The organism is Paenibacillus polymyxa (assembly GCF_015710975.1).
GTDB classification, from domain to species: Bacteria; Bacillota; Bacilli; order Paenibacillales; family Paenibacillaceae; genus Paenibacillus; species Paenibacillus polymyxa.
The window spans coordinates 401,649-421,305 of sequence record NZ_CP049783.1 but is presented as its reverse complement, the minus strand read 5'-3'; the positions used below and the strand labels follow the sequence as shown (position 1 = coordinate 421,305).

The following is a 19,657-nucleotide window of genomic DNA, read 5'->3' as shown; positions in this document are numbered from 1 at the left end:
AAGGTCGGGTGCATAACGCACCTCACCTTATTTGACACATACAGGATTATAGCGGTTCGATTCCGCTGTGTGTCTTAATATCTGTTTACGTTTATAAGAAACGTGCTGTAAAATGTCGGTTAAACACACCTTAGAGGATGGTACAGCCGATGATAATGGATCGTGAACAATTTAGAATGCGTTTGAAAGAGGGTAATCGCAAAGACTTGCCTCTTATAAAGATAATCGCATTCAAAGCAAAATACGCTAAAACGGAAGAAATGAACTTCGAGACACGTTTCGATAACCTTATGAGCGTGCGCCTTAGTAACGCTCTAGCAAAAGAGTTTCAAGGAAAATCATTTCGAGAATTTTCTAACTACAAGCCATCTTATTATTCAGGGATAAGTAACATGGGCAAGTTGACGTTTGCTGAATTTCTGAATGTGCTGTACGAAATGGCGGTTCCTATACAGTTAGACTACAAAAGTAGTGAATACTACACTGTTACTCAGCTTGCTAAAATACTGGTTGCTAAAGAAGAGGATATAATAAGACAGTTAGAATCAGGTCGCTACAAAGATGCATTCATCAATGAGCAAGGTGAATGGCTGAAGCCAAAACCGCCTGAAAATGAATACTAATAACGCAGTCGCCAATAGGCGGCTTTTTTTGTTTTATATCCAAAGAAAAGGACGTGTTTATATGTCAAGAGATATTACAGGAAGAATGCTATTTATCGAAGGCGAAAACGGGGAACCCATTCCAGTAAGTACAAAAAATCCGATACCTTTTGGCGGCGGTTCAGGTGGTGGAACGATAACGGTGGATAGTATCACTGACGCAACAACGACTGGTAAGGCTCTCGTAAAGGCAACGGACGCAGCGGCAGCAAGAACCGCTATTGGCGCTGGTACATCGAGCTTGACCCTTGGCACAGGAGCCGGAAACGCTGCTGCAGGTAATCACACACACGTCATGGCTAATATCACAGATTTAGCTACGGCATTGAATGCAAAGACTAATAAGTCTGCATTTACAGCACTTACCCCATTAGCAGATCCTGCTACAGCAACAACTGCCCAAATAGCTACATTACTCAATTCAGTTGTAGCCGCGCTCAAAGCATAATGGCGTTAAAGCGGTTCTGCGGTAAGCAGGGATGCAAACAGATGGTCACAGGCAATGAGCGATACTGTGAGGCTCACCAAGACCAAATACGCAGCTATGACCAGTATAGAGGTACAGCAGCAGAACGGGGCTATGATAGCAAGTGGCGTAAGGCGCGTGAAGGATATCTTCGTAAACACCCGCTATGTACGTACTGCTTCCAACGCGGGTACTTGGCTACTGCAACAGTAGTCGATCATATAACCCCACATAGAGGAGATAAGCAACTGTTTTGGGATAGGGATAACTGGCAACCGCTGTGCAAGCAATGCCACGATACCAAGACAGCAAAAGAAGATGGAGGTTTTGGGAATGGCGTCTAATTATGAGCCTATAAAGGTTGTGTACAACAGCATTGTTGAAGTAACGGTTTCCGCGGGTGGTTTTCAATCAATTATAAACACGGCAGCATTTTTAACGTTGCAACAAGCCGAGTTTTTTAAATCAGAGCTTCTTAATGCAGCTAGAAAGTACGAAGGACGTCCCACAAATTATTCTAACCTGTGGGCTATGGCTGACGATGTTCAGCGCTTGATTAGTAAGTATAAGTCTGTGGGGTGGATTGTTGTATGAATAAACGTACTGCTGATGCGCCGCCTATGAGGCCGGAAGGATGGCGTGACGCTGTAAGTAAAAGCGATGAGCGTATTGGGTACATTCTTAGAAACCTTAGTCGCCAGTGTGATATCAGCCTGGAACACGAGGAAGTACAGCAGGTACTACGCCTTAACTGTGAGTATGATAAGTCCAAGAAGGAGAACAATTATTATGGATGATTACTACGTACAGCGTATACAGCCTATAGATGACCGTCGCAACCTATTGGTTTTAGGTAGACGCTCTACAGGCATGTTGCAAGGCGTGGCTATAAAGCTACGTTGGTGGGATAGGCTGCTAGGACGTTCTCTGTTTGATAAGACTATCGCCAAGGCTGCACGTACTCAACGTGTGTGCGATATAGTCAATAAGCACGGAAGAGAGAAGGGTAACGCATGATCATTAGATGCGGTGAGTACGAGCATGAAGGTACACCACAGGAGCTGATAGAGTACGAACGGCTGAACGATGACCATTCAACTGATAAGGATATAAGAGTAAGCACCCACGTGGTAGCTACAAACTTAATCAAGCTGTACATCGAAGTTAAAGAACCCTGTACAGTGCAAGATATAAAAGCGAAACTTGCAAGTGAATTGGATAAAAGCTTATCAAAATATTTTGAATTAAAATAAAATTATATTTTTTTGAAAAGGGGAAGGGGGGTCAAATTTCTAAAAACTTTTTTTGGAATAGACCGCGCCGGACTTTTTTCGCGTAAAAACTCGTTTTATAAATTTTTCGGGATTTGGAGGTGCACCCGGATGGGGAGAAATGCAAAACCGATTGACCTTCACATCGCGGGAGGCAATCCGAACCGATTAACAAAAGCACAGATTCAGGCGCGCAAAGAAGGTGAGGTTAAGCTTGGGAAAACTGAACTAGAAAAACTGAAACCGCCTGTGTTTGTAAAGGATGATACAGTTGCTTTCGCTCACTGGAAACAGTGCATGAAAGATTATAAAGCCGCTGCTGCTGAAGGTGTTAATTTGCTTTCTAGCTCCGATGTGGGACTATTGGCGATGTACTGCCGGACATATTCAGAGTACGAAAAGCTGCTGAAACAGTATCAAAAAATTGAGCGAATTTCCATTGAAGATTATGTATTTGATGAATATTTTGAAGAATTAACTCGCAAAGCTGAGGAAGCGGAAGAAGATTTGAACGAGTATGGTTTGAGGGCACAAAAGTACCTTTCCCAACTTGCTTCCTTAGAAGGTGTATTAAAAATCGAAACGGCAATCAACAAGAAGATGGACATGCTTCTCAAAATGCAGGACCGTCTTTTCTTAAACCCTTTGTCTAAGGTGAAGAATGTTCCGAAGCCGAAGGAACCGGAGAAGACCTCGAGCAAGTTCGGAAAGTTCGGGGGAAACCGAAGTGGCTAACCCGCAGATTTATCCTTACAACACTGTCGGAGAGACGGACCGGGTAACAGCCTATGCACTGGAAGTGGTGTCCGGCAGGATTATCGCTGGTCAGGCACAGCGACAGGCGTGTGAGCGCCACCTTAAGGATTTGGATCGGCAGGGTACGGAAGATTTTCTTTACGTGTTCGATCCAGATAAGGCCCATGAGATTATAGAGTTTGCCGAATCCCTCACGCTGGCAGAAGGCGAGGAACCTTTGCCGCTTGAACTATGGGGCTTTCAAGACTTTATGTTTGGGAGTTGGAATGGCTGGGTTACGTTGGATGGTTACCGTCGATTCCGCACCTCATATGTTCAGGTGGCCCGGCAAAACGGTAAATCTTTGGGCAACGCGGTCCCGGCCCTCTTTTATGGAAACTTTGACGGCTATAATTATCCCCAAGTATACTGCACCGCTACAAAAGAAGCTCAGGCAAGAATTGTCCTAAAGGAATGTATCAAATTCATTGATTCAGACCCCGAGCTTGGTGGTTCAGATTATGAGTCGGGGCTATTTGACGTTAAAGACTATAAGAGCACTATACTTTGTTCTCTGACCAAGGGTGAAATCAGGGCGCTTGGTCGAGATACGAAAACGATAGATGGATTCCGTCCGTATTTTGCAAGCGTGGACGAATACCATCTACATAAAGATAATCAAATGTACAAGCTGCTTGCTGATGGAACCAAAAAATTAAAACAATGCCTTATTTCCGTTATTACAACCGCAGGCTTTAATATCAACGGTCCATGCTATGAACTGTACAAATATTGCAAGTTAATTCTATCCGGCGCACATGCCGACGAAACTCAGTTCGTTTTCATCTGCGAGTTGGACAAAGACGACGATGTATGGGATGAAGCAAACTGGCCTAAAGCTAACCCGTTATGGACACCTGAAACGTTAGATAGTTTAAGGTCAGAAGCGATAAAGGCCAAAGTTCAGCAAGGGGAAGAACTGCGAAACTTCCTCACCAAGTCCTTGAATCGTTGGGTTCAGTTCTCCGATACGCAGTATATGAATATGGAGCATTGGCAAGCCTGCGAATCTGACACGACTATCGAAGACATGGAAGGCAAGGAATGTTACTTAGGGTTGGACCTTTCTTCCGGGGGGACTTGACAAGCGGAAGCTTAGAGTTTCCTTTGGATGTGGATGGTCAACGCAAATACTACATCCATTCTCATAGCTGGATACCAGCGGCGCGGGTACATGAGCATGTGCAGTCTGACCATGCGCCGTATGACATGTGGATCATGGAGGGGTTACTTACTCCTACGGAGACAATGGGCGGCGTGAAGACAGATTATAAGTATATCCTTGCTTATTACCGCGACCTAATCAAAAAACATAACTTCAAATTAAAAGGCATCGCTTATGACCCTCATAATGCGGATGCCTTTTTGTCTGACCTTGAAGAATTTGGCGTCGACCTAGTTGAGATAGTTCAAAGTGCCAAGAGCCTAAATGACGCAACGGTTGATTTTAGGCTGGAGGTTGAGGCAGGCAATGTCATTTATGATCGTCGCAATAAGTTGCTAACATGGTCTATGGCGAACGCTAAGACCACCAGTAACAGTTTTGGGGAAATAAAAATAGATAAGGACCCAACAGCCAAAACAAAGCGCATAGATCCTGTGGACGCTGTTATAGACAGCCATAAGCTAACGCTTTCGTTATCGGCGAAACCGAAGAAGTCAATTTATGAGACAAGGGGGCCGAGAGACTTGTGAAATTACCCAAAATAAAAATAACTTTAGACCACATACGTGAAATTCTCCTGTTATGTGGTTTTTTAATGTCGGCACGTGGACTTTGGATGATCTACCCGCCAGCTATGTTCATTATTTGTGGTGCCGTGCTGGTTTGGATCGGACTGCCCGCAAAGGGAGGAGGTGAACGCTAAATATGGGTTTTATAAGCCGGTTGGTAACTAGAGCACAAGAATATTCTATGGACGACTTTTTTCGCGACACTCGGCATCGTTCTTTGGGTGGACAATATGCGGGGGTTGAGGTTAGTGAAGGTGCAGCGCTCAGACTCATAACTGTGTACAGCTGCGTGAGGGTCCTTGCTGAAACGATTGGCACTTTGCCTATGGACGTATACCGAAAACGAAATGGCGGGGGCAAAGATGAGGCAAGGGATCATCCTGTTCACGCGCTGCTGCATGACACACCAAACGATGAAATGGTGTCGTCAACATGGAGGGAAACAACGGTTAGTGAACAAGCATTAGCGGGGAATAGTTATTCAATAATTACGCACAATCAGCGCGGGTACCCGATAGAACTGTATCCTATTCCTTGGTATATGGTTAACCCTCAGCGGAATCCGGAAACAAACAAGATTGAATATGCTATAAATGACCGTGGTAAAGCGGAAATTTACCCAGCAGAAATGATCTTCCATACTCGGGGGTTTGGCTCTAATGGACTGGTGGGTTACTCACCTATCCGCATGGCTGCATCAACAGTCGGAGTCGGTCTGGCTACTCAGCAATTCACTGAGCGTTTTTATACGCAGGGTATGAACGTTGGAGGATTGCTGGAGCATCCAAATTCGCTTAGTGACGAGGCGTATAAACGTCTTACTGCATGGCTCGACGAGAAGGGGAGCGGCATTGCAAACAGTTGGAAGCCGCTTATTTTGGAGGAAGGCATGAAATATAGCCGGATTCCGATTCCACTTGCCGATGCTCAATTTATAGAGACAAAGAAATTTAACCGCGATGAGTTATGCGGTTTATTTCGTGTACCTCCACACATGATTGCTAACCTTGAGAAGTCGTCTTTCAACAATATTGAGCAAATGAGCACCGAATTTGTGATGTATTCGCTCATGCCATACATCACACGTCTTGAGCAGACGGCAAATTGGAGGCTTTTCACACCTACTGAACGTGCTCAAGGGTACTATGTTCGCTGCAATGTTAAGGGATTGCTGCGCGGTGACTATATTAGTCGTCAACAGGGGCTGCAAATTCAACGGCAGAACGGCGTAATTAACGCCGATACATGGAGAGAGCTTGAGGATATGAATCCTACAGGAGAAGAATCAGGCAAAAAGTACCTGGTTAACGGGAATATGATTCCTGCTGATCTGGCGGCGAGTAAAACTGCTGAAAACGTGCTGAAAGGGGGTGAAGGAACGACGTGAAAAAGTTTTGGAATTTCAAAAATGAGGGTAACCGACCGTCCTTGTACATTTATGGGGTCATTGAATCAATGGATTGGTGGGGGGACGAGGTAACACCCAATCAATTTAAAGCTGATTTAGACCAATTGGGTGATGTACCTGAGTTGGATGTATATATCAACTCTGACGGTGGTGATGTTTTCGCCGGGCAAGCGATTCACAGCATGCTTAAACGTCATAAAGCTCATGTTAACGTCTATATTGACGGTCTAGCGGCTTCCATTGCCTCTGTAATCGCTATGGCAGGTGACACGGTATATATGCCTCGTAACGCTATGATGATGATTCATAATCCTTGGACGTTTTCTGCGGGGAATGCGGCACAACTTCGAAAGACTGCTGATGATCTGGATAATATCCGAAAAAGTCTCATCGCAGCATACATCGACAAGTCAGGGATTGACGAAACACGGCTAATAGAACTACTCGACGCTGAAACATGGCTCTCTGCAGACGAGGCAATCAGCTACGGTCTGGCCGATGAAATTGACCAAGGCAAGGAAATTGCAGCCTCGCTTAATGCTGGTGTCCTTAATGTTAATGGCCAAGATATGAATCTTTCCAAATATAAAAATGCACCAAAAATATTTGTTGTTACTGCGGCGGCCCAGCCTCCTGCGAGTGATCCGAAACCGGAACCTCCACGGAGAACTCGGTCGTCGTTGTCGTTGTATGAAAAAATACTATCTACCAATGAGAGGATGTCCAAATAATGAAAAAGACTAAAGCAGAATTGCAACAAGAACGCGCAGCACTTATTCAAAATCAACGCGAGATTTTGAATCGAGCAAAGACAAGAGCAGAAGACACTGAATTGACAGAAGAAGAAGTTACAGAGTTCGAACGCATCAACACTGAAATTGCAGCGCTCGAAGAACGTATTGCCGCTCTGGAAAAGCAAGCTGGTTTGGAGGAAGAATTGGCAAAGCGTGAGGGAACGTTGGACGATCCTGCTTCAGCTCGTTACCGTCCTTCTGCTGCAGCATTAGGCGGTAGCCCTGTCCAAGCAAAATTGAAAGATACAGCTGGATTCAGCAGCTTTGGTGAGTTTGTAAATGCTTTGCGCTTTGGTGACTCGAAAGGTCGAATTCACAATCTTAAAGTCAATGAAAATCAAGGCGGGGGTGTAGAAGTTCCAGAGGCGTTCCGTGATCAAGTCATGTCATTTCGTAACGAGTTTACTTTGGGTGGAGATGGTGGAGCACAGCCTTTTATACCGACTCAATTCCGTCCGGATAAGGTTTTGCAACTGAACGCGCCTGATTCTATTGTGCGTCCTCGCGCAACTGTACTGCCTGCTGGTTCCCCTCCTGATTCCAAGATCACCATTCCTGCGTTGGATCAAGGCAGTAACGGGGTGTACGGTGGGGTAGAAGTTAAGTGGATTGAGGAAGGCGGCAACAAGCCTGAGACGGATGCGGATATGAAGGAAGTAACACTGGAGCCGCATGAAGTAGCTGCTACAACGGTTGTAACAGACAAGTTGCTCCGAAACTGGCAGGCGGCTGACTCCTTCATTCGTACACTACTTGAAAACGCGATGACTGCAGCTGAGGATATTGCTTTCTTGACTGGGGATGGTGTGGGTAAACCGCTTGGAGTGTCCACAGCAGCAGGCGGATTAACAGTTAAAAGAAAGACAGCTAACCAAATTGCATACATTGACGTGGTGAATATGCTGGCAAGCCTTCTGCCAGAGTCTGTGGGCAACGCCACTTTCATTGCTCACCAGTCTACATTGCCACAACTCATGACAATGCAAGACCCTGCTGGACGTTACATCTACATCCAAGGCGATGCAACACGGGGAGTGCCATCAACGTTACTTGGTATTCCAATCAAGTTCACGGGTCGTACTAAGCCGCTTGGTTCAAAAGGCGATTTGCAGTTGGTGGACTTTATGTACTACCTCATTAAAGATGGTTCCGGTCCGTTTATTGACGCTTCCGAACATGTTCTGTTCCGTCAAAACAAGACAGTTATTAAAGCATTCTGGAATGTTGATGGTAAGCCATGGGTAATCGAGCCGCTTACGCTGGAAGATGGCGTAACAAAAGTAAGCCCTTATGTGACCCTGGACGTACCAACAGCCTAAATAAAACTACAGACCCGGCATGGACCGGGTCTTTAAGGAGAATAACACATGGCTAAAGAAGACAAGCGACAGTATTTAGTTGCTGCTACATTTACGGACAAAGAAACTGGCGACACAATCCTTCCAGGTTCTTATTTCCCTGCTACAGAACAGCGAGCACGACGATTGCAAGCAGCCGGAGTAATCGCAGATGATGACACTGGGATGACTCCAGATGCTGCGCCTACTGCCGATACAGATAAGAAACCTGTTAAAACGAAAACGACCAAAGACGATACACTTGATGCACCTGACACACCTATCACTCCTGATGTGCCGGACGCTGGTGGTGACACGAATGCTGACAACCCTACAGAGGGCTAAAAGTTATCTGTCCATTCCCTTGGATGATACGTCACAAGATTTTACACTTCTCACCGCATTAGGAGCAGCTTCGGAATGGATTGAACGGGAATGTAATCGGAGCTTCGAATACAAGACATATCGGCAGACGCTAGACGGTCCTGGAACTAAGTTCCTCCGGCTTCGAAATTTCCCGATCCATTCGGTATCTCTGCTACATGTCGATGGAGTAGATAAGTTGGAAGGGTCATTCACTATTGAGTCTGAAAACGGCATGCTGTTTCGGCGGTCCGGCTGGCCGCATGGAGCGCGTTTAATCGAGGTGGAATATCTGGCTGGTTATATCCTCCCGAGCGATGCAGAGGACGCGCCAGCGCCTACACTGCCGCAAAAATATGAATGGGCTTGTGTATTGCTTGCTCAAACATTAATGCGCGAGCAGGGCGTAACCAGTGAACGGGTAGGCGACATATCCGTGACATACAAAGATGAGGGCCGAAGCCTGCCGGGTGCAGTCAAGGCCCTTATTCAGTTGTGAGGTGATTGTATGGCTGGCGCAAGACGGACACGCACTCGCCGTGCTAACGTGGAACTGGATGAAACGAGTTTCCTTCCGGCAATCATGGCCAACTTAAACAAGCTTGCCAAAAAAGAGGTTCATATAGGTATGCAAGGTGATGCGGATCTGGCGATGATTGCGGGTGTTCATGAATATGGGTCTGCCAAGATGAAAATACCAGCTCGTTCATTTATCGGGACTGGTAAAAAGAAGTCCGCTGCTGGTATATCCAAATGGGTCCGCACGAACATAACACCTGTCGCTATGGGCGATATGGACGTTATGTCATTTCTTGAACAGGTTGGAGTAATAGGGGAAACCAAAACACTTGCTAATTTTAATCGGATCAAGCAGCCTCCACTTTCACCGTTGTATGCCCGGCGCAAGAGGGGGAAGAAAATCCTCATTGCAGATGCGGACCTACGGGACAGCATCACACATGTGATCGTTGATAAGTAAGGAGGTACGATATGCGTAAATTCAGTTTTGGAGGCATAATGCGGAAGTACAATGTTCCGTATGTTTTTGTGCGTCCAGATACGGGCAGGCGGGACGAGGATGGTGTATGGATTCCGGCTGAACCGGAACGCGTTGCATTACAAGGTCATTTTCAACCCGTTTCCGCCAAGCTTCAGATGGAGGAAGGAGGACGTTACACCGAGGAAGACCGTACATTGTACACCGCCGCAAAGCACTCCACTGCAGACCGGATAGAGTATCAAGGTAAACAGTACACGGTGGATACTGTAGAGGACCGCGAGTACAGCGACATAAACAAATATTTGCTCAAGAAGGTGAATGTGTCGTGATACCTTTTAAGGCTATAAGGTCTGCTATTGTACGTGGTTTGTCGGCCCGTTTGGGACTAGAGGTAATCGAACTGAATGGCGGGGAGACATGCCAAAAGGGGCGTTTCTAACATACAACATTTCAGATGGATTCGCAGAAGGACGGGGTTTCCCGGTAGTAACACAGGAAAATGGAAAATTGGTGCAGCGGGAGACGGTAGAATTTACTGTCTCTTTTTTGTCCTACGCAGCGGATAGCGCGGACAGCATTACAAACGCGCTTAGGGCGCAGGACTGGCTTAAAACCATCGGCCGGGATGTTCTCAAGGATTTGAACGTGGTTGTTTTCAATATCGGCAGCGTGGACAACAGGGACATTCTTATTGCTGATGAATGGGAACGACGATATGGGTTCGACGTGGACTTTCGTACCACCGCTGTTGCCGATCAGGACCTTGAGTACATCGAAAAAGTGAAGATTGCAAACAAAATAATAACGTAAGGAGCTGATTGTTTTGGCGGTACGTGGAGACGTGCAGGTAATTATTAATATCCTTCGTCCTACTCCTAAAACCGGATTGGGTAGGCCGCTTATTATCGGTGCTGCTGCTGCAGCTACTGAGTTTAAATTGTACTATGATCTGGATGCTGTTTTGGAGGACTTTGCGAATACGTCACAGATTTATAAAGCTGCTTATGCTCTGTTCAATCAAGGCAGCAATTCACCAGAATCCATTGCAGTTATGCAATATAAAACGGGGGACCCACTTGCGGACTGGCTTCCAAAGATTTTTTCTAAAGACTGGTACTATCTTGTTTCTACCAGTCGGACGCTGGCGGACGTTACAGCGATAGGGGATGCAGTAGAGTTGGATGATTCACGGTTATTTTTCACTGCTTCGAGCAGCAAAACGGATCTGGCCTCAATCAAGGCCAAAAAGTATACCCGTACAATAACCCTTTATCACGAAGACATTACCAATTACCCTGACGCTGCTTGGATTGGTAGTGCAGGACAAAAGCCAGCCGGGTCATTGACTTGGAAATTTAAACCCCTTAAAGGTATCGCACCTATGGATATCACTGAAACGGAAATGCAAGCCATTCACGCATTAGGGGCTAACACCTATGTTACTAAGGCCGGAGACGATCAAACGTCCGAAGGGGTAACAGTGTCAGGGGAATACATTGATATTATGCAATGTCGGGACTGGCTCATACTTAATATTCAGTTGGGCGTGCAAAAATTGTTCTTCCGCCAGGACAAAGTGGGCTTTTCTAACTCTGGTATTGCTCAGATTGAAGCAGTCGTAAAGACGAATTTGTTGCGTGCCGATCAGCAAGGAATGATTGCCAAAGGTGATGATGGTTTGCCGTTATATTCAACGGATTTTAAACGCCGTTCTGAGGTAGACCCGGCGGATCGCGAAAAGCGTGAGTACAACGATGCAAAGTTCACATTTGAACTGGATGGAGCAATCCATAAGTCAAAAATCACTGGATTAATCCAGATTTAAGGAGTTGATTTAATTGGCTACTACAACCACATATGATCCTATGGACCTCTCCGTATCAATCGGAGGGGTTTTTCTTACAGGTTTTTCTGAGGACTTGGTAGAGTGGGAAAAAGACGAAGATTCCAATACTTTCAAAGTCGGGGCGCAGGGTGATGTACTCGTAACCAAGGTGAATAACCCGCTCGCCACACTCAAAATCACATTGCTTGCAACAAGTCCGCAAGTGGCATATATGGACAAACTGGCCGTTACTGGTCAGGTCGTGGATGTCAGTGTAATTTACAACGGCACACCAAAAGAGACTATCACCAGTACGGCTGGGGTGGTCAAAAAGCCTGCTGCCCGTAAATACGGCAATGAGGCAGACGATAGAGAATACGAAATTCAATTGACTAACCACGAAATTCTTTAATCCAATAATCCAAATTTAAGGAGACGATTATAATGGCTAATTTCAAACAAAAACAATACACTTCGAATATTGAAGGAAAGGAATATCTGTTCCAGCATCCAGGTGTCCGTGCTGTTTCTAAAATTAACGATGCGTCCAAAAATAAATTTGGCGTTTTGCAGGAGGAACGACTATCGGAAGAAATGCTCAAGCATGTAATCGTAAGTCCAAAGCTTAAAATTGACGACTTCGAGGAATATGACGAATATAGCGAAGTAATTAATGCAGCTTATGCATTTATCACAGGCCAAGACAAGGGTGAGAAAAATGACGATAAGCAAGCAGGAAGCGAATCGGAGGGCTAATGAACGTTGGAATCAATGGCGGCTTTTGTTATCGGATATGGGTGTCACCTACGGGGATCTTTTCTTGATGGATGACGATGATCTAGCAGAAGCAAACGCCGCTTTAGATATCCATATAAAACAGCAGGAACGTGCTGCAAATAAACCTAAGTGAGCGCCTATAAAGGGCGCTCTTTTGTTGTGAGGTGATTGTATGGCCGGAGGCGTAATAGGTAACTTAATGTTTGCCGTAGGGTTTAAGGTCGCTGAGGGTCCTTTGCGCCGGGCTGAGGACCAACTTAATAGTTTACGTGGTGGTGTATTCGCTTTTGGTGCTGCGGCTGCTGCTGCAATGGGTGCTTTTGCTGTTGCATCTATAAAAGCGGCCAGCGACTTTGAAAAGAGTATGTCCCAAGTTCAAATGGCGACTGGTCAGACAGATCAGCAGATGCAAGCGACAAAGGGTATAGCCAAAAACTTATACAGTCAAAACTTTGGTGAAAATTGGCAGGATCTTGGGCAGCAAATATCTACTACGGCACAAATAACCGGACAGACTGGAGCCGCACTGGAAAACACCACCAAGAACGCTATGCTGCTTGGAAAAGCCTTTGGTTTTGAAGTAGGGGAGTCAGTGAAAACCACTGATACCATGATGCGGCAATTCGGTATTACATCCGATCAGGCTATGACACTGTTGGCGCAGGGAGCGCAAAAAGGACTGGACAAGTCGGGTGAGTTGCTTGATACGGCGAATGAGTATTCTAACCAATTCAAAAGCTTAGGCTTCAGCGCGACAGAAATGTTTGATACTTTGGCTGCCGGATCACAAAACGGTGCTTTCAACCTTGATAAAGTCGGTAAAAAGCGTTGCCGACTATAAATCGCGGAATTAAGCGGGGAGGCTGCAATGCTAATCCGAACCGAAGGCTGTTCTTTGAACAGTCAGGGGCAACGCATAGGTCTTGAAATAATAGACCCACGAGGCCGCGACACTTTCCCTGGAAAGTGAAAAGATATGCTGAACTGTTGGGAAAAGAAACTAACAGAACTGTTGGATAAAAAGCCAACAGGATAACACCTTAATGGACGCGGTTAAGGAATTTAACATCCGTTCCAAGGACGGTAGCAAGACGAGTATACAGGCCTTCGAAATGTTGGGACTAAATGCAGATAAGATGATGCATACATTTGCTGCCGGCGGTCCAGAAGCTAAAAAGAGTTTTCAGCAGATAATGCGGATGATTGGCGACATAGAGGATCCTGTACAGCGTAATACTGTCGGAGTTGCTTTGATGGGGAGCCAATTCGAGGACCTTGAAGCAAAGACGATTACCGCTATGGGTACGACTAAATCACAATTCAATTCTGCCGCTGACACTATGGAGGAATTAAACAAGGTTCGATTTAAAGACCCAGCCGAAGCGTTTGGGATGTTTGGCAGGCAGATTGAAACCGGAATATTAATACCTGTTGGACAAAAGCTGTTGCCTTACTTAAATAAGTTTGGACAATGGCTAACGGACAACACGCCACAAATAAAGGCTTTCGGGGCAGCGATAGGCGATAAGGTAGCGGCCGGGATAAATTGGATTACAGTCAAGGCACAGGAGTTGTGGCCTACTCTACAAAATGTTGGTAATACAATCAAAAATGTAGGATCGGCAATGGTCGGATGGAATGGGTTTAAACCTACGCTTATAGGCATTGTCGCGGCGCTAGTCACATATCGGACAGTAGTCACTACGATTACTATTGCTATGAAGGCATGGGCTACGTGGCAGAAGATACAAACGGCAGCGATTGTTGCTTATAATGCAGCTGTAACAGCGATAACTTCCTTGACCAGGGTGTGGACGGCTGTTCAGACTGCATTTAACGTGGTTATGAGTCTTAACCCGGTTATGCTTATTGTTATCGCATTGGTGGCATTAGGAGTGGCGTTGGTAGTAGCTTATAAAAAGTCTGAAACATTCCGCAATTTTGTAAATGGAGTGTGGGCGGCTATCAAAGTCGGGTTTTCGACCGTAATGAATTTTATTACGGTTACCATTCCTCAGACATGGGACAAGATCAAGAATGCTACGGTTTCCAAGTTAACAGCGGTATGGAACTGGATTACTAACTTGTTCAATTCTGTTGTGAATTTCATCGTACAGTGGGGGCCAAAACTGCTAATGGTTGTTGCTGGTCCATTGGTATTGGTAACTGGATTGGTGGTCACTTACTGGAGCCAGATAAAGGCGTTTACTGTGGCTGTTTTTATGGCTGTGTGGATGTGGCTTGTATCTGTCTGGGCTGGAATAACCGGAAGTATTAGCGGGGCTGTATCGTCAATATGGAGCCGGATAACAGGGGCATGGAACAACGTAAAGACCACCACGTCCAATGTATTCAATGGTGTGAAGTCTTTCCTGTCAAGCGTATGGAATAATATTCTTTCTACCATTTCAACAACTGTTACAAATATCTGGAACAAAATCACGAGTATCTGGAATCAGATAACGGGCTATTTAAAGGGGATCAACCTTTTTGATATCGGCAGAAACATAATCGAAGGTATGATAAACGGTATTAGCTCAATGGCTGACTCTGTGGTTCAAAAGGTTAAAGATATTGGTTCAAGTATTACGCAAAAAATCAAAGATATCTTAGGTATTCACTCACCTTCTCGCGTAATGATGGAAGTCGGTTTCTTCACGGGTGAAGGTCTTGCCCAAGGTATTGAAGGGACACAGGATCGCGTGGCGGCGGCTGCAACTGGCGTGACGGACGAGATTGTACCATCCACAAATAGCCCGATAAGTGCACCAGCCCGCAAATTAGCCCCGGCTCGTGTTGGTGGAGGAGGCAGCGCAGGCGGGGCGATGAACATTAGTGTAAATATCGACCTTCGGGCAGATGCTTCAAGCGCTACGGTTGCTGGGGATGTAGCTGCCGAGGTACGCCGCCAAGTTCAAAAGATCTTAGAAGAAACATTCCGGCGTGAGGGATTTGTTTCACCGGAGGTGAACATATAATGGCAATGATCGACAGCCACTATGTATGGATAGAAAAGGAAAGCCCCACGTTCGATGTAGACATAACAAGCCAGCCCGTGGAAAAAGGAATAGATATGGTTGACCATGTGCAGCGCAAAGCCCGGACAATGCCCCTTAGTGGGGTTATATCCGGGCCGGATGCGGCGCGTGTGCTTACATATCTAAAAAAGGCATCTGACACTGGACAGATTGTAAAATATGTTGGTCGGACATCTTTCACCGGGATTATATCCGGCCTAGCGACTGACCACGATTATACAAACGCAGACGGTTACGCCGTTTCGTTTACTCTTACTGAGGTTATTGTCGCTCAATCTTCATACGTGGGCAAACTGCCACTTCCTGTTAAATCTCAGGCCGCTAAGATCGTTAATAGTGGCGTGAAGCAGAAGAAGGACAAGAAGAAATCAGGCAAAAAGGACAAGACCAAGAAAGGTAAAAAAGGTAAGAGCAAGGGCAAAAAGGAAAAAGAAAAGGTCCAGAAGGTCAAATTTAAGAAGGGCAGCCCGTGGGCTTAATGGGGTGAGTGTGGATGGACTACGAATTTATTGAAATCGAAAAGGATCTTATCCCCTATAGATTTGAAATTGAACTTGCAGAGCAAATGTACACTTTTGAGGTTCATTACAATTCGGAATTTGACTACTTTACGGTGGACCTTGAACTAGATGGGGAAGTATTGGTTTACGGGGAAAAGATCGTATACGGCATACCGCTGTTCTACGATGTCCAGGATGATCGGTTTCCAAAGGTTCCTGTTGTGCCATACGACGAATCTGAAAATAGTACAGCCGTAACATGGGACACGCTCGGTGTGAGCGTGTTTCTTTATGTTATAGAGGAAGAGGATGAGGACGATGCGTAATTTTGGACGCGTGATAGAGGTCTTGACCGCTGGTATGAAATTTTCCTCCGACAAGTACAACATCGAGGGCAAGGTTCCTTTTGACAATGACACCCTACCGAATGAAAGTGAAATTAAAATTTGGAATTTGGCAGAGACAACCATAAACAATATCAAACGTGGTAAGGTGCTCATGCTCAATGCTGGATATAAGGGTGATGTGGGTCTGCTACTCCACGGCTACATATCCAACGTAGATACCGTTTGGGAGGGCGTAGACAAGATTACCACTATCCACGTACTGGATAGCGAGGACTTGGATAAACGTGAGGTGAAAGAAATTGCCTTTGCTGAAAATACACTCGCCAGCAAGATTATTAAACAGATGGCAAGCTATATCGGCTTACCCATTGCTCAATTCAGCCTCAATCGAGATTATAGGTACCAGGATGGATACACCGCAAAAGGCAAAGTAACGGAGATAATTGCAAAGGTCGCTAAAGACTGTGGAACATCGGTGTACATCAATAAGAACAAACTGTACGTCCGCAATTTACGGAGCGGCGGCGACAATGTGTTTGCGGTCAATACCAAAACCGGGTTAATTGGAACGCCTGGGCGATTTGAGAAGGATGGGGCCAAGGGCTTTAACATAAAGATGCAACTTCAGCACCGAGTAACCACCGCAAGTGTACTTAACCTGTCCTATTCCCGTTTTACTGGGAAAGCCCATGTCCGCAGTGGTTCCCATACGTTTACCCGAACGGGAGACTTTACAACGGAAGTAGAGGCGATTTTATGAATAAAGTTGATCCTGCTGCCGCTATGTCTGCTTTATTGGATGGCTTTTTGTTGAAGCTGTACACGGATTTTAATGTGGCCTTTCCGTGCAAGGTCGTTAAATTCGATCCTGTGAAAATGATTGCCAGCGTACAGCCGCTTATCCGAACGGGCAGCGATCAGCCTGCTATGATTCAAGCCGCTCCCGGGTTGGGTTTTCGCCTGAAGCCGAAGGATGGAGGCAGCGAACAAGAATACTTACCCGTGTACAAGCAGGGGGATGTAGTTTATGTGGTTGTGGCTGACCGGGAAATACGGAACGGGCTTGCTGGTGCGGTGGCTGCGCCTGATACGGCAAGGCAACACGATAGTAATGACGCGGTTATAGTCGGGATCTTCCCGGCTTCTTTTAGTTAGGGGTGACAATATGCAGTCTTTCAGACTTACTACAGATGGTGACCTTGAATTTGATTCAAGTGGGAACCTGGTCATGATCGAAGGTGATGAAGAACTGGCGCAATGCTGTCGGGTAGCAATCGGGACCAATGCGGGGGAGTGGTTTCTGAATCCTGATATCGGACTTGCTTTTCGTTTGTTCCTTGGAAAACTCGCGAGTGAGGAAGAAATGAGAAATGAGCTTACCCGTGCGTTATTACAAGAGGAACGAATAGAGAGCGTTGATGATGTTACATTCATCGTGGACCGCGCGGCCCGGCTGTTAACAGTAACGTTCAAGGCAACCGGAACCAATGGCGAGATAATCCAGCAGGAAGGGGTGAGTATTAATGCTGGATGAAAAGGGGTTTAAGCGTAAGAGATTCGACGATCTAATAGATGAAATGGAAGACAAGGCCAAAGAGGTATACGGCGACAAAATTAATACTTCCGCCCTCTCTCCGCTGGGTATTATCTTGCGGATTTTTGCGTGGTTTCTTGCCACGGTTTGGGGGCTTGCTGAAAAGGTATATTATAGCGCCTACGTAAACACCGCAGAGGGAAGCAGTTTAGACCGTCTCGGTCCTCATGTCGGTGTGTCACGTGCTCTTTCGCAATATGCAACTGGCAACGTAACCCTTACAGGCACCCCCGGTTACACAGTGTCGGCGGGTTTTTTAGTGTCAACAGATACAGATGTGCAGTATGAAACCACATCTGATGCCACTTTCCCAGCCTCCGGTAGTATGACGGTTCCCGTGGAGGCGATGGAGGCGGGTTTGTCTGGCAATACGCCAGAGGGTACAGTAACGATCATTGTTAACCCGGTACCGGAAGTGACAGCAGTAAACAATCCCGCTGCTATTCTTGGCGGACGTGATAAGGAGACTGACCCGGAGTTCCGTGATAAGTTCAGTCTGTCGGTAGCTGGCGGCGGATCAGCGACAGGCGATGCTATACGGGGGGCGGTGCTGCGGGTAACTGGGGTACGTGCGGCGGCGGTGATTATAAACAATAAAATCACTCCTGATGCTGCTGGTCGCCCTGCAAAATCATATCAGGTGTATGCTCTTGGTGGATCAGACACCGACATTGCCAACGCAATTTTATCTGTGGGAGCTGCGGGCATCGAGTCTTACGGTGACATATCCATGCAAGTTAAAGACCTGAGCGGAAACCTTCAGCCGATTAAATTTAGTCGGGCTGTAGTTGTACCTGTCCACATAAAAATTCAGGTGTATAAAAGCACTGCGTATCCCGCTGACGGAGACGACCAGGTTAAATCCAAATTAGTCAGATTCATTGGCGGCGCTGATTTAGACGGTACTGTATACGCTGGCTTGAGTATGGGTGAAGATGTTGTCATGATGCGCCTTGCTGCTGCAGCTTACTCTATTACAGGTGTGGAAGACGTGGTTATAGAGCTTTCCACTAATGGGACGAGCTACGGGCCGCACAATTTAGTTGTGGACGTGCAACAAGTGGCTCAAACGTCTGCGAGTTGGATTGAGGTGATACACCATGATTTCTCCGGTTGATCTTATTAAAAAGCTTACGGATGTGTTCGCGAAAAATCCAAACAGTAACATAGGGAAGCTCTTTTTTATTTTGGCTGGACCTTTAAATGATTTACAGGACACGTTCAAAACAATCGAAGAATGGCGAGATATCGACACTGCAAAGGGAACTACATTGGATCTTATCGGCGGAAATGTGGGACAACTTCGCGGAGCTGCTTCTGATGAAATTTACCGAATCATGATAAAGAGCAAGATAGCCCGTAACCTGTCCAAAGGGGATGTAAACACGATTATACGGGTTATTGCTCTTGCGGTCGGCGCAGATTACAGCGAAATTAAGATTCAACAGAAATTTAGTGATCCGTTAGACCCGGAACCAGCGGCATTATCTCTCATGCGCCTGCCTTTAGAGAAGCTTAATGAATCCGGCATAGAGTTGTCGCAATTCGTACAGATAATCCAAAAAACGGTTGCTGCTGGCGTAAGCGTCCAGAGTATTGAATTGGCAGGGTCGTTTGAGTTTGGTGGTTTACCAGAGGAAGTAGACCCGGAACGCGGCTGGGGTAGCGTGGACGACCCAAATATAGGCGGAAAAATGGGTGCAGTGTTTGAACCGGGAACGTCAACAGACTTGCCTATATAGAAAG

The 19,657-nt window shown here is 46.1% G+C and carries 28 protein-coding genes and 2 pseudogenes; all 30 read left to right on the top strand.

Features of this window, described 5'->3' with window-relative positions; all coding sequences use genetic code 11:
• Positions 1 to 149: 149 nt before the first annotated feature.
• The 30 genes and pseudogenes from G7035_RS02250 (at position 150) to G7035_RS02105 (ending at position 19,653) form a co-directional block, all read left to right on the top strand.
• The gene (locus G7035_RS02250; protein WP_019686482.1) at positions 150 to 623 is read left to right on the top strand and encodes a hypothetical protein; all 474 of its coding nucleotides are present in this window, start codon (positions 150 to 152) and stop codon (positions 621 to 623) included.
• Between the two features lie 61 nt (positions 624 to 684).
• On the top strand, positions 685 to 1,110 hold the full coding sequence (locus tag G7035_RS02245) for a hypothetical protein (protein ID WP_147288161.1): 426 nt from the start codon (positions 685 to 687) through the stop codon (positions 1,108 to 1,110).
• Between the two features lie 41 nt (positions 1,111 to 1,151).
• Positions 1,152 to 1,472: an HNH endonuclease gene (locus tag G7035_RS02240; RefSeq protein WP_019686484.1), complete on the top strand. Its 321-nt coding sequence runs from the start codon at positions 1,152 to 1,154 to the stop codon at positions 1,470 to 1,472.
• On the top strand, positions 1,462 to 1,722 hold the full coding sequence (locus G7035_RS02235) for a hypothetical protein (RefSeq protein WP_019686485.1): 261 nt from the start codon (positions 1,462 to 1,464) through the stop codon (positions 1,720 to 1,722). Before G7035_RS02240 ends, G7035_RS02235 begins: the two co-directional genes overlap by 11 nt.
• Positions 1,719 to 1,925, top strand: coding sequence for a hypothetical protein (locus G7035_RS02230; RefSeq protein WP_019686486.1), 207 nt, complete (start codon positions 1,719 to 1,721; stop codon positions 1,923 to 1,925). The genes G7035_RS02235 and G7035_RS02230 overlap by 4 nt, the downstream gene beginning before the upstream one ends.
• Positions 1,918 to 2,145, top strand: coding sequence for a hypothetical protein (locus tag G7035_RS02225; protein ID WP_019686487.1), 228 nt, complete (start codon positions 1,918 to 1,920; stop codon positions 2,143 to 2,145). Before G7035_RS02230 ends, G7035_RS02225 begins: the two co-directional genes overlap by 8 nt.
• Positions 2,142 to 2,381, top strand: a complete 240-nt coding sequence (locus G7035_RS02220) for a hypothetical protein (protein ID WP_019686488.1) — start codon at positions 2,142 to 2,144, stop codon at positions 2,379 to 2,381. Before G7035_RS02225 ends, G7035_RS02220 begins: the two co-directional genes overlap by 4 nt.
• A 129-nt stretch (positions 2,382 to 2,510) precedes the next feature.
• Complete coding sequence (locus tag G7035_RS02215) at positions 2,511 to 3,134, top strand: P27 family phage terminase small subunit (protein ID WP_019686489.1); 624 nt, start codon at positions 2,511 to 2,513, stop codon at positions 3,132 to 3,134.
• Positions 3,127 to 4,889 (top strand): annotated as a pseudogene (locus G7035_RS02210) (terminase large subunit). The gene G7035_RS02215 and the pseudogene G7035_RS02210 overlap by 8 nt, the downstream one beginning before the upstream one ends.
• Positions 4,890 to 5,064: 175 nt before the next feature.
• Positions 5,065 to 6,315 (top strand): phage portal protein, encoded by a 1,251-nt coding sequence (locus tag G7035_RS02205; RefSeq protein WP_019686492.1) that lies wholly within the window; start codon positions 5,065 to 5,067, stop codon positions 6,313 to 6,315.
• Positions 6,312 to 7,067, top strand: coding sequence for a head maturation protease, ClpP-related (locus tag G7035_RS02200; protein WP_019686493.1), 756 nt, complete (start codon positions 6,312 to 6,314; stop codon positions 7,065 to 7,067). The genes G7035_RS02205 and G7035_RS02200 overlap by 4 nt, the downstream gene beginning before the upstream one ends.
• A complete protein-coding gene (locus tag G7035_RS02195) occupies positions 7,067 to 8,449 on the top strand; it encodes a phage major capsid protein (protein ID WP_019686494.1) in 1,383 nt (460 codons plus the stop codon). Before G7035_RS02200 ends, G7035_RS02195 begins: the two co-directional genes overlap by 1 nt.
• Positions 8,450 to 8,497: 48 nt before the next feature.
• Complete coding sequence (locus G7035_RS02190) at positions 8,498 to 8,812, top strand: hypothetical protein (protein WP_019686495.1); 315 nt, start codon at positions 8,498 to 8,500, stop codon at positions 8,810 to 8,812.
• On the top strand, positions 8,787 to 9,329 hold the full coding sequence (locus G7035_RS02185; RefSeq protein WP_019686496.1) for a head-tail connector protein: 543 nt from the start codon (positions 8,787 to 8,789) through the stop codon (positions 9,327 to 9,329). Before G7035_RS02190 ends, G7035_RS02185 begins: the two co-directional genes overlap by 26 nt.
• A 9-nt stretch (positions 9,330 to 9,338) precedes the next feature.
• Positions 9,339 to 9,809 (top strand): phage virion morphogenesis protein, encoded by a 471-nt coding sequence (locus tag G7035_RS02180; RefSeq protein ID WP_019686497.1) that lies wholly within the window; start codon positions 9,339 to 9,341, stop codon positions 9,807 to 9,809.
• An 11-nt stretch (positions 9,810 to 9,820) separates the two neighbouring features.
• Complete coding sequence (locus G7035_RS02175) at positions 9,821 to 10,159, top strand: phage head closure protein (RefSeq protein ID WP_019686498.1); 339 nt, start codon at positions 9,821 to 9,823, stop codon at positions 10,157 to 10,159.
• Positions 10,156 to 10,640 (top strand): annotated as a pseudogene (locus tag G7035_RS02170) (phage neck terminator protein). The gene G7035_RS02175 and the pseudogene G7035_RS02170 overlap by 4 nt, the downstream one beginning before the upstream one ends.
• A gap of 13 nt (positions 10,641 to 10,653) precedes the next feature.
• The gene (locus G7035_RS02165) at positions 10,654 to 11,655 is read left to right on the top strand and encodes a DUF3383 family protein (protein WP_019686500.1); all 1,002 of its coding nucleotides are present in this window, start codon (positions 10,654 to 10,656) and stop codon (positions 11,653 to 11,655) included.
• 13 nt (positions 11,656 to 11,668) lie between these two features.
• Positions 11,669 to 12,067, top strand: a complete 399-nt coding sequence (locus tag G7035_RS02160; protein ID WP_019686501.1) for a phage structural protein — start codon at positions 11,669 to 11,671, stop codon at positions 12,065 to 12,067.
• Between the two features lie 32 nt (positions 12,068 to 12,099).
• A complete protein-coding gene (locus G7035_RS02155) occupies positions 12,100 to 12,411 on the top strand; it encodes a hypothetical protein (RefSeq protein ID WP_019686502.1) in 312 nt (103 codons plus the stop codon).
• Entirely contained in the window at positions 12,374 to 12,565 is a 192-nt protein-coding gene (locus G7035_RS02150) for a hypothetical protein (protein WP_147288162.1), read from the top strand. Before G7035_RS02155 ends, G7035_RS02150 begins: the two co-directional genes overlap by 38 nt.
• A 39-nt stretch (positions 12,566 to 12,604) precedes the next feature.
• Complete coding sequence (locus tag G7035_RS02145) at positions 12,605 to 13,273, top strand: phage tail tape measure protein (RefSeq protein ID WP_019686504.1); 669 nt, start codon at positions 12,605 to 12,607, stop codon at positions 13,271 to 13,273.
• Positions 13,274 to 13,475: 202 nt separating this feature from the next.
• A complete protein-coding gene (locus G7035_RS02140; RefSeq protein ID WP_019686505.1) occupies positions 13,476 to 15,410 on the top strand; it encodes a phage tail protein in 1,935 nt (644 codons plus the stop codon).
• A complete protein-coding gene (locus G7035_RS02135) occupies positions 15,410 to 15,949 on the top strand; it encodes a phage baseplate protein (RefSeq protein WP_019686506.1) in 540 nt (179 codons plus the stop codon). Before G7035_RS02140 ends, G7035_RS02135 begins: the two co-directional genes overlap by 1 nt.
• 14 nt (positions 15,950 to 15,963) lie before the next feature.
• Positions 15,964 to 16,296: a phage baseplate plug family protein gene (locus G7035_RS02130; RefSeq protein WP_019686507.1), complete on the top strand. Its 333-nt coding sequence runs from the start codon at positions 15,964 to 15,966 to the stop codon at positions 16,294 to 16,296.
• Entirely contained in the window at positions 16,289 to 17,077 is a 789-nt protein-coding gene (locus G7035_RS02125) for a phage protein (RefSeq protein WP_019686508.1), read from the top strand. Before G7035_RS02130 ends, G7035_RS02125 begins: the two co-directional genes overlap by 8 nt.
• Positions 17,074 to 17,472, top strand: coding sequence for a Gp138 family membrane-puncturing spike protein (locus G7035_RS02120; RefSeq protein WP_019686509.1), 399 nt, complete (start codon positions 17,074 to 17,076; stop codon positions 17,470 to 17,472). The genes G7035_RS02125 and G7035_RS02120 overlap by 4 nt, the downstream gene beginning before the upstream one ends.
• A gap of 10 nt (positions 17,473 to 17,482) precedes the next feature.
• Positions 17,483 to 17,851, top strand: coding sequence for a DUF2634 domain-containing protein (locus G7035_RS02115; protein WP_019686510.1), 369 nt, complete (start codon positions 17,483 to 17,485; stop codon positions 17,849 to 17,851).
• Complete coding sequence (locus G7035_RS02110) at positions 17,841 to 19,028, top strand: baseplate J/gp47 family protein (protein WP_019686511.1); 1,188 nt, start codon at positions 17,841 to 17,843, stop codon at positions 19,026 to 19,028. The genes G7035_RS02115 and G7035_RS02110 overlap by 11 nt, the downstream gene beginning before the upstream one ends.
• Positions 19,012 to 19,653, top strand: coding sequence for a hypothetical protein (locus G7035_RS02105; RefSeq protein ID WP_019686512.1), 642 nt, complete (start codon positions 19,012 to 19,014; stop codon positions 19,651 to 19,653). The genes G7035_RS02110 and G7035_RS02105 overlap by 17 nt, the downstream gene beginning before the upstream one ends.
• The last annotated feature ends 4 nt before the right edge of the window (positions 19,654 to 19,657 follow it).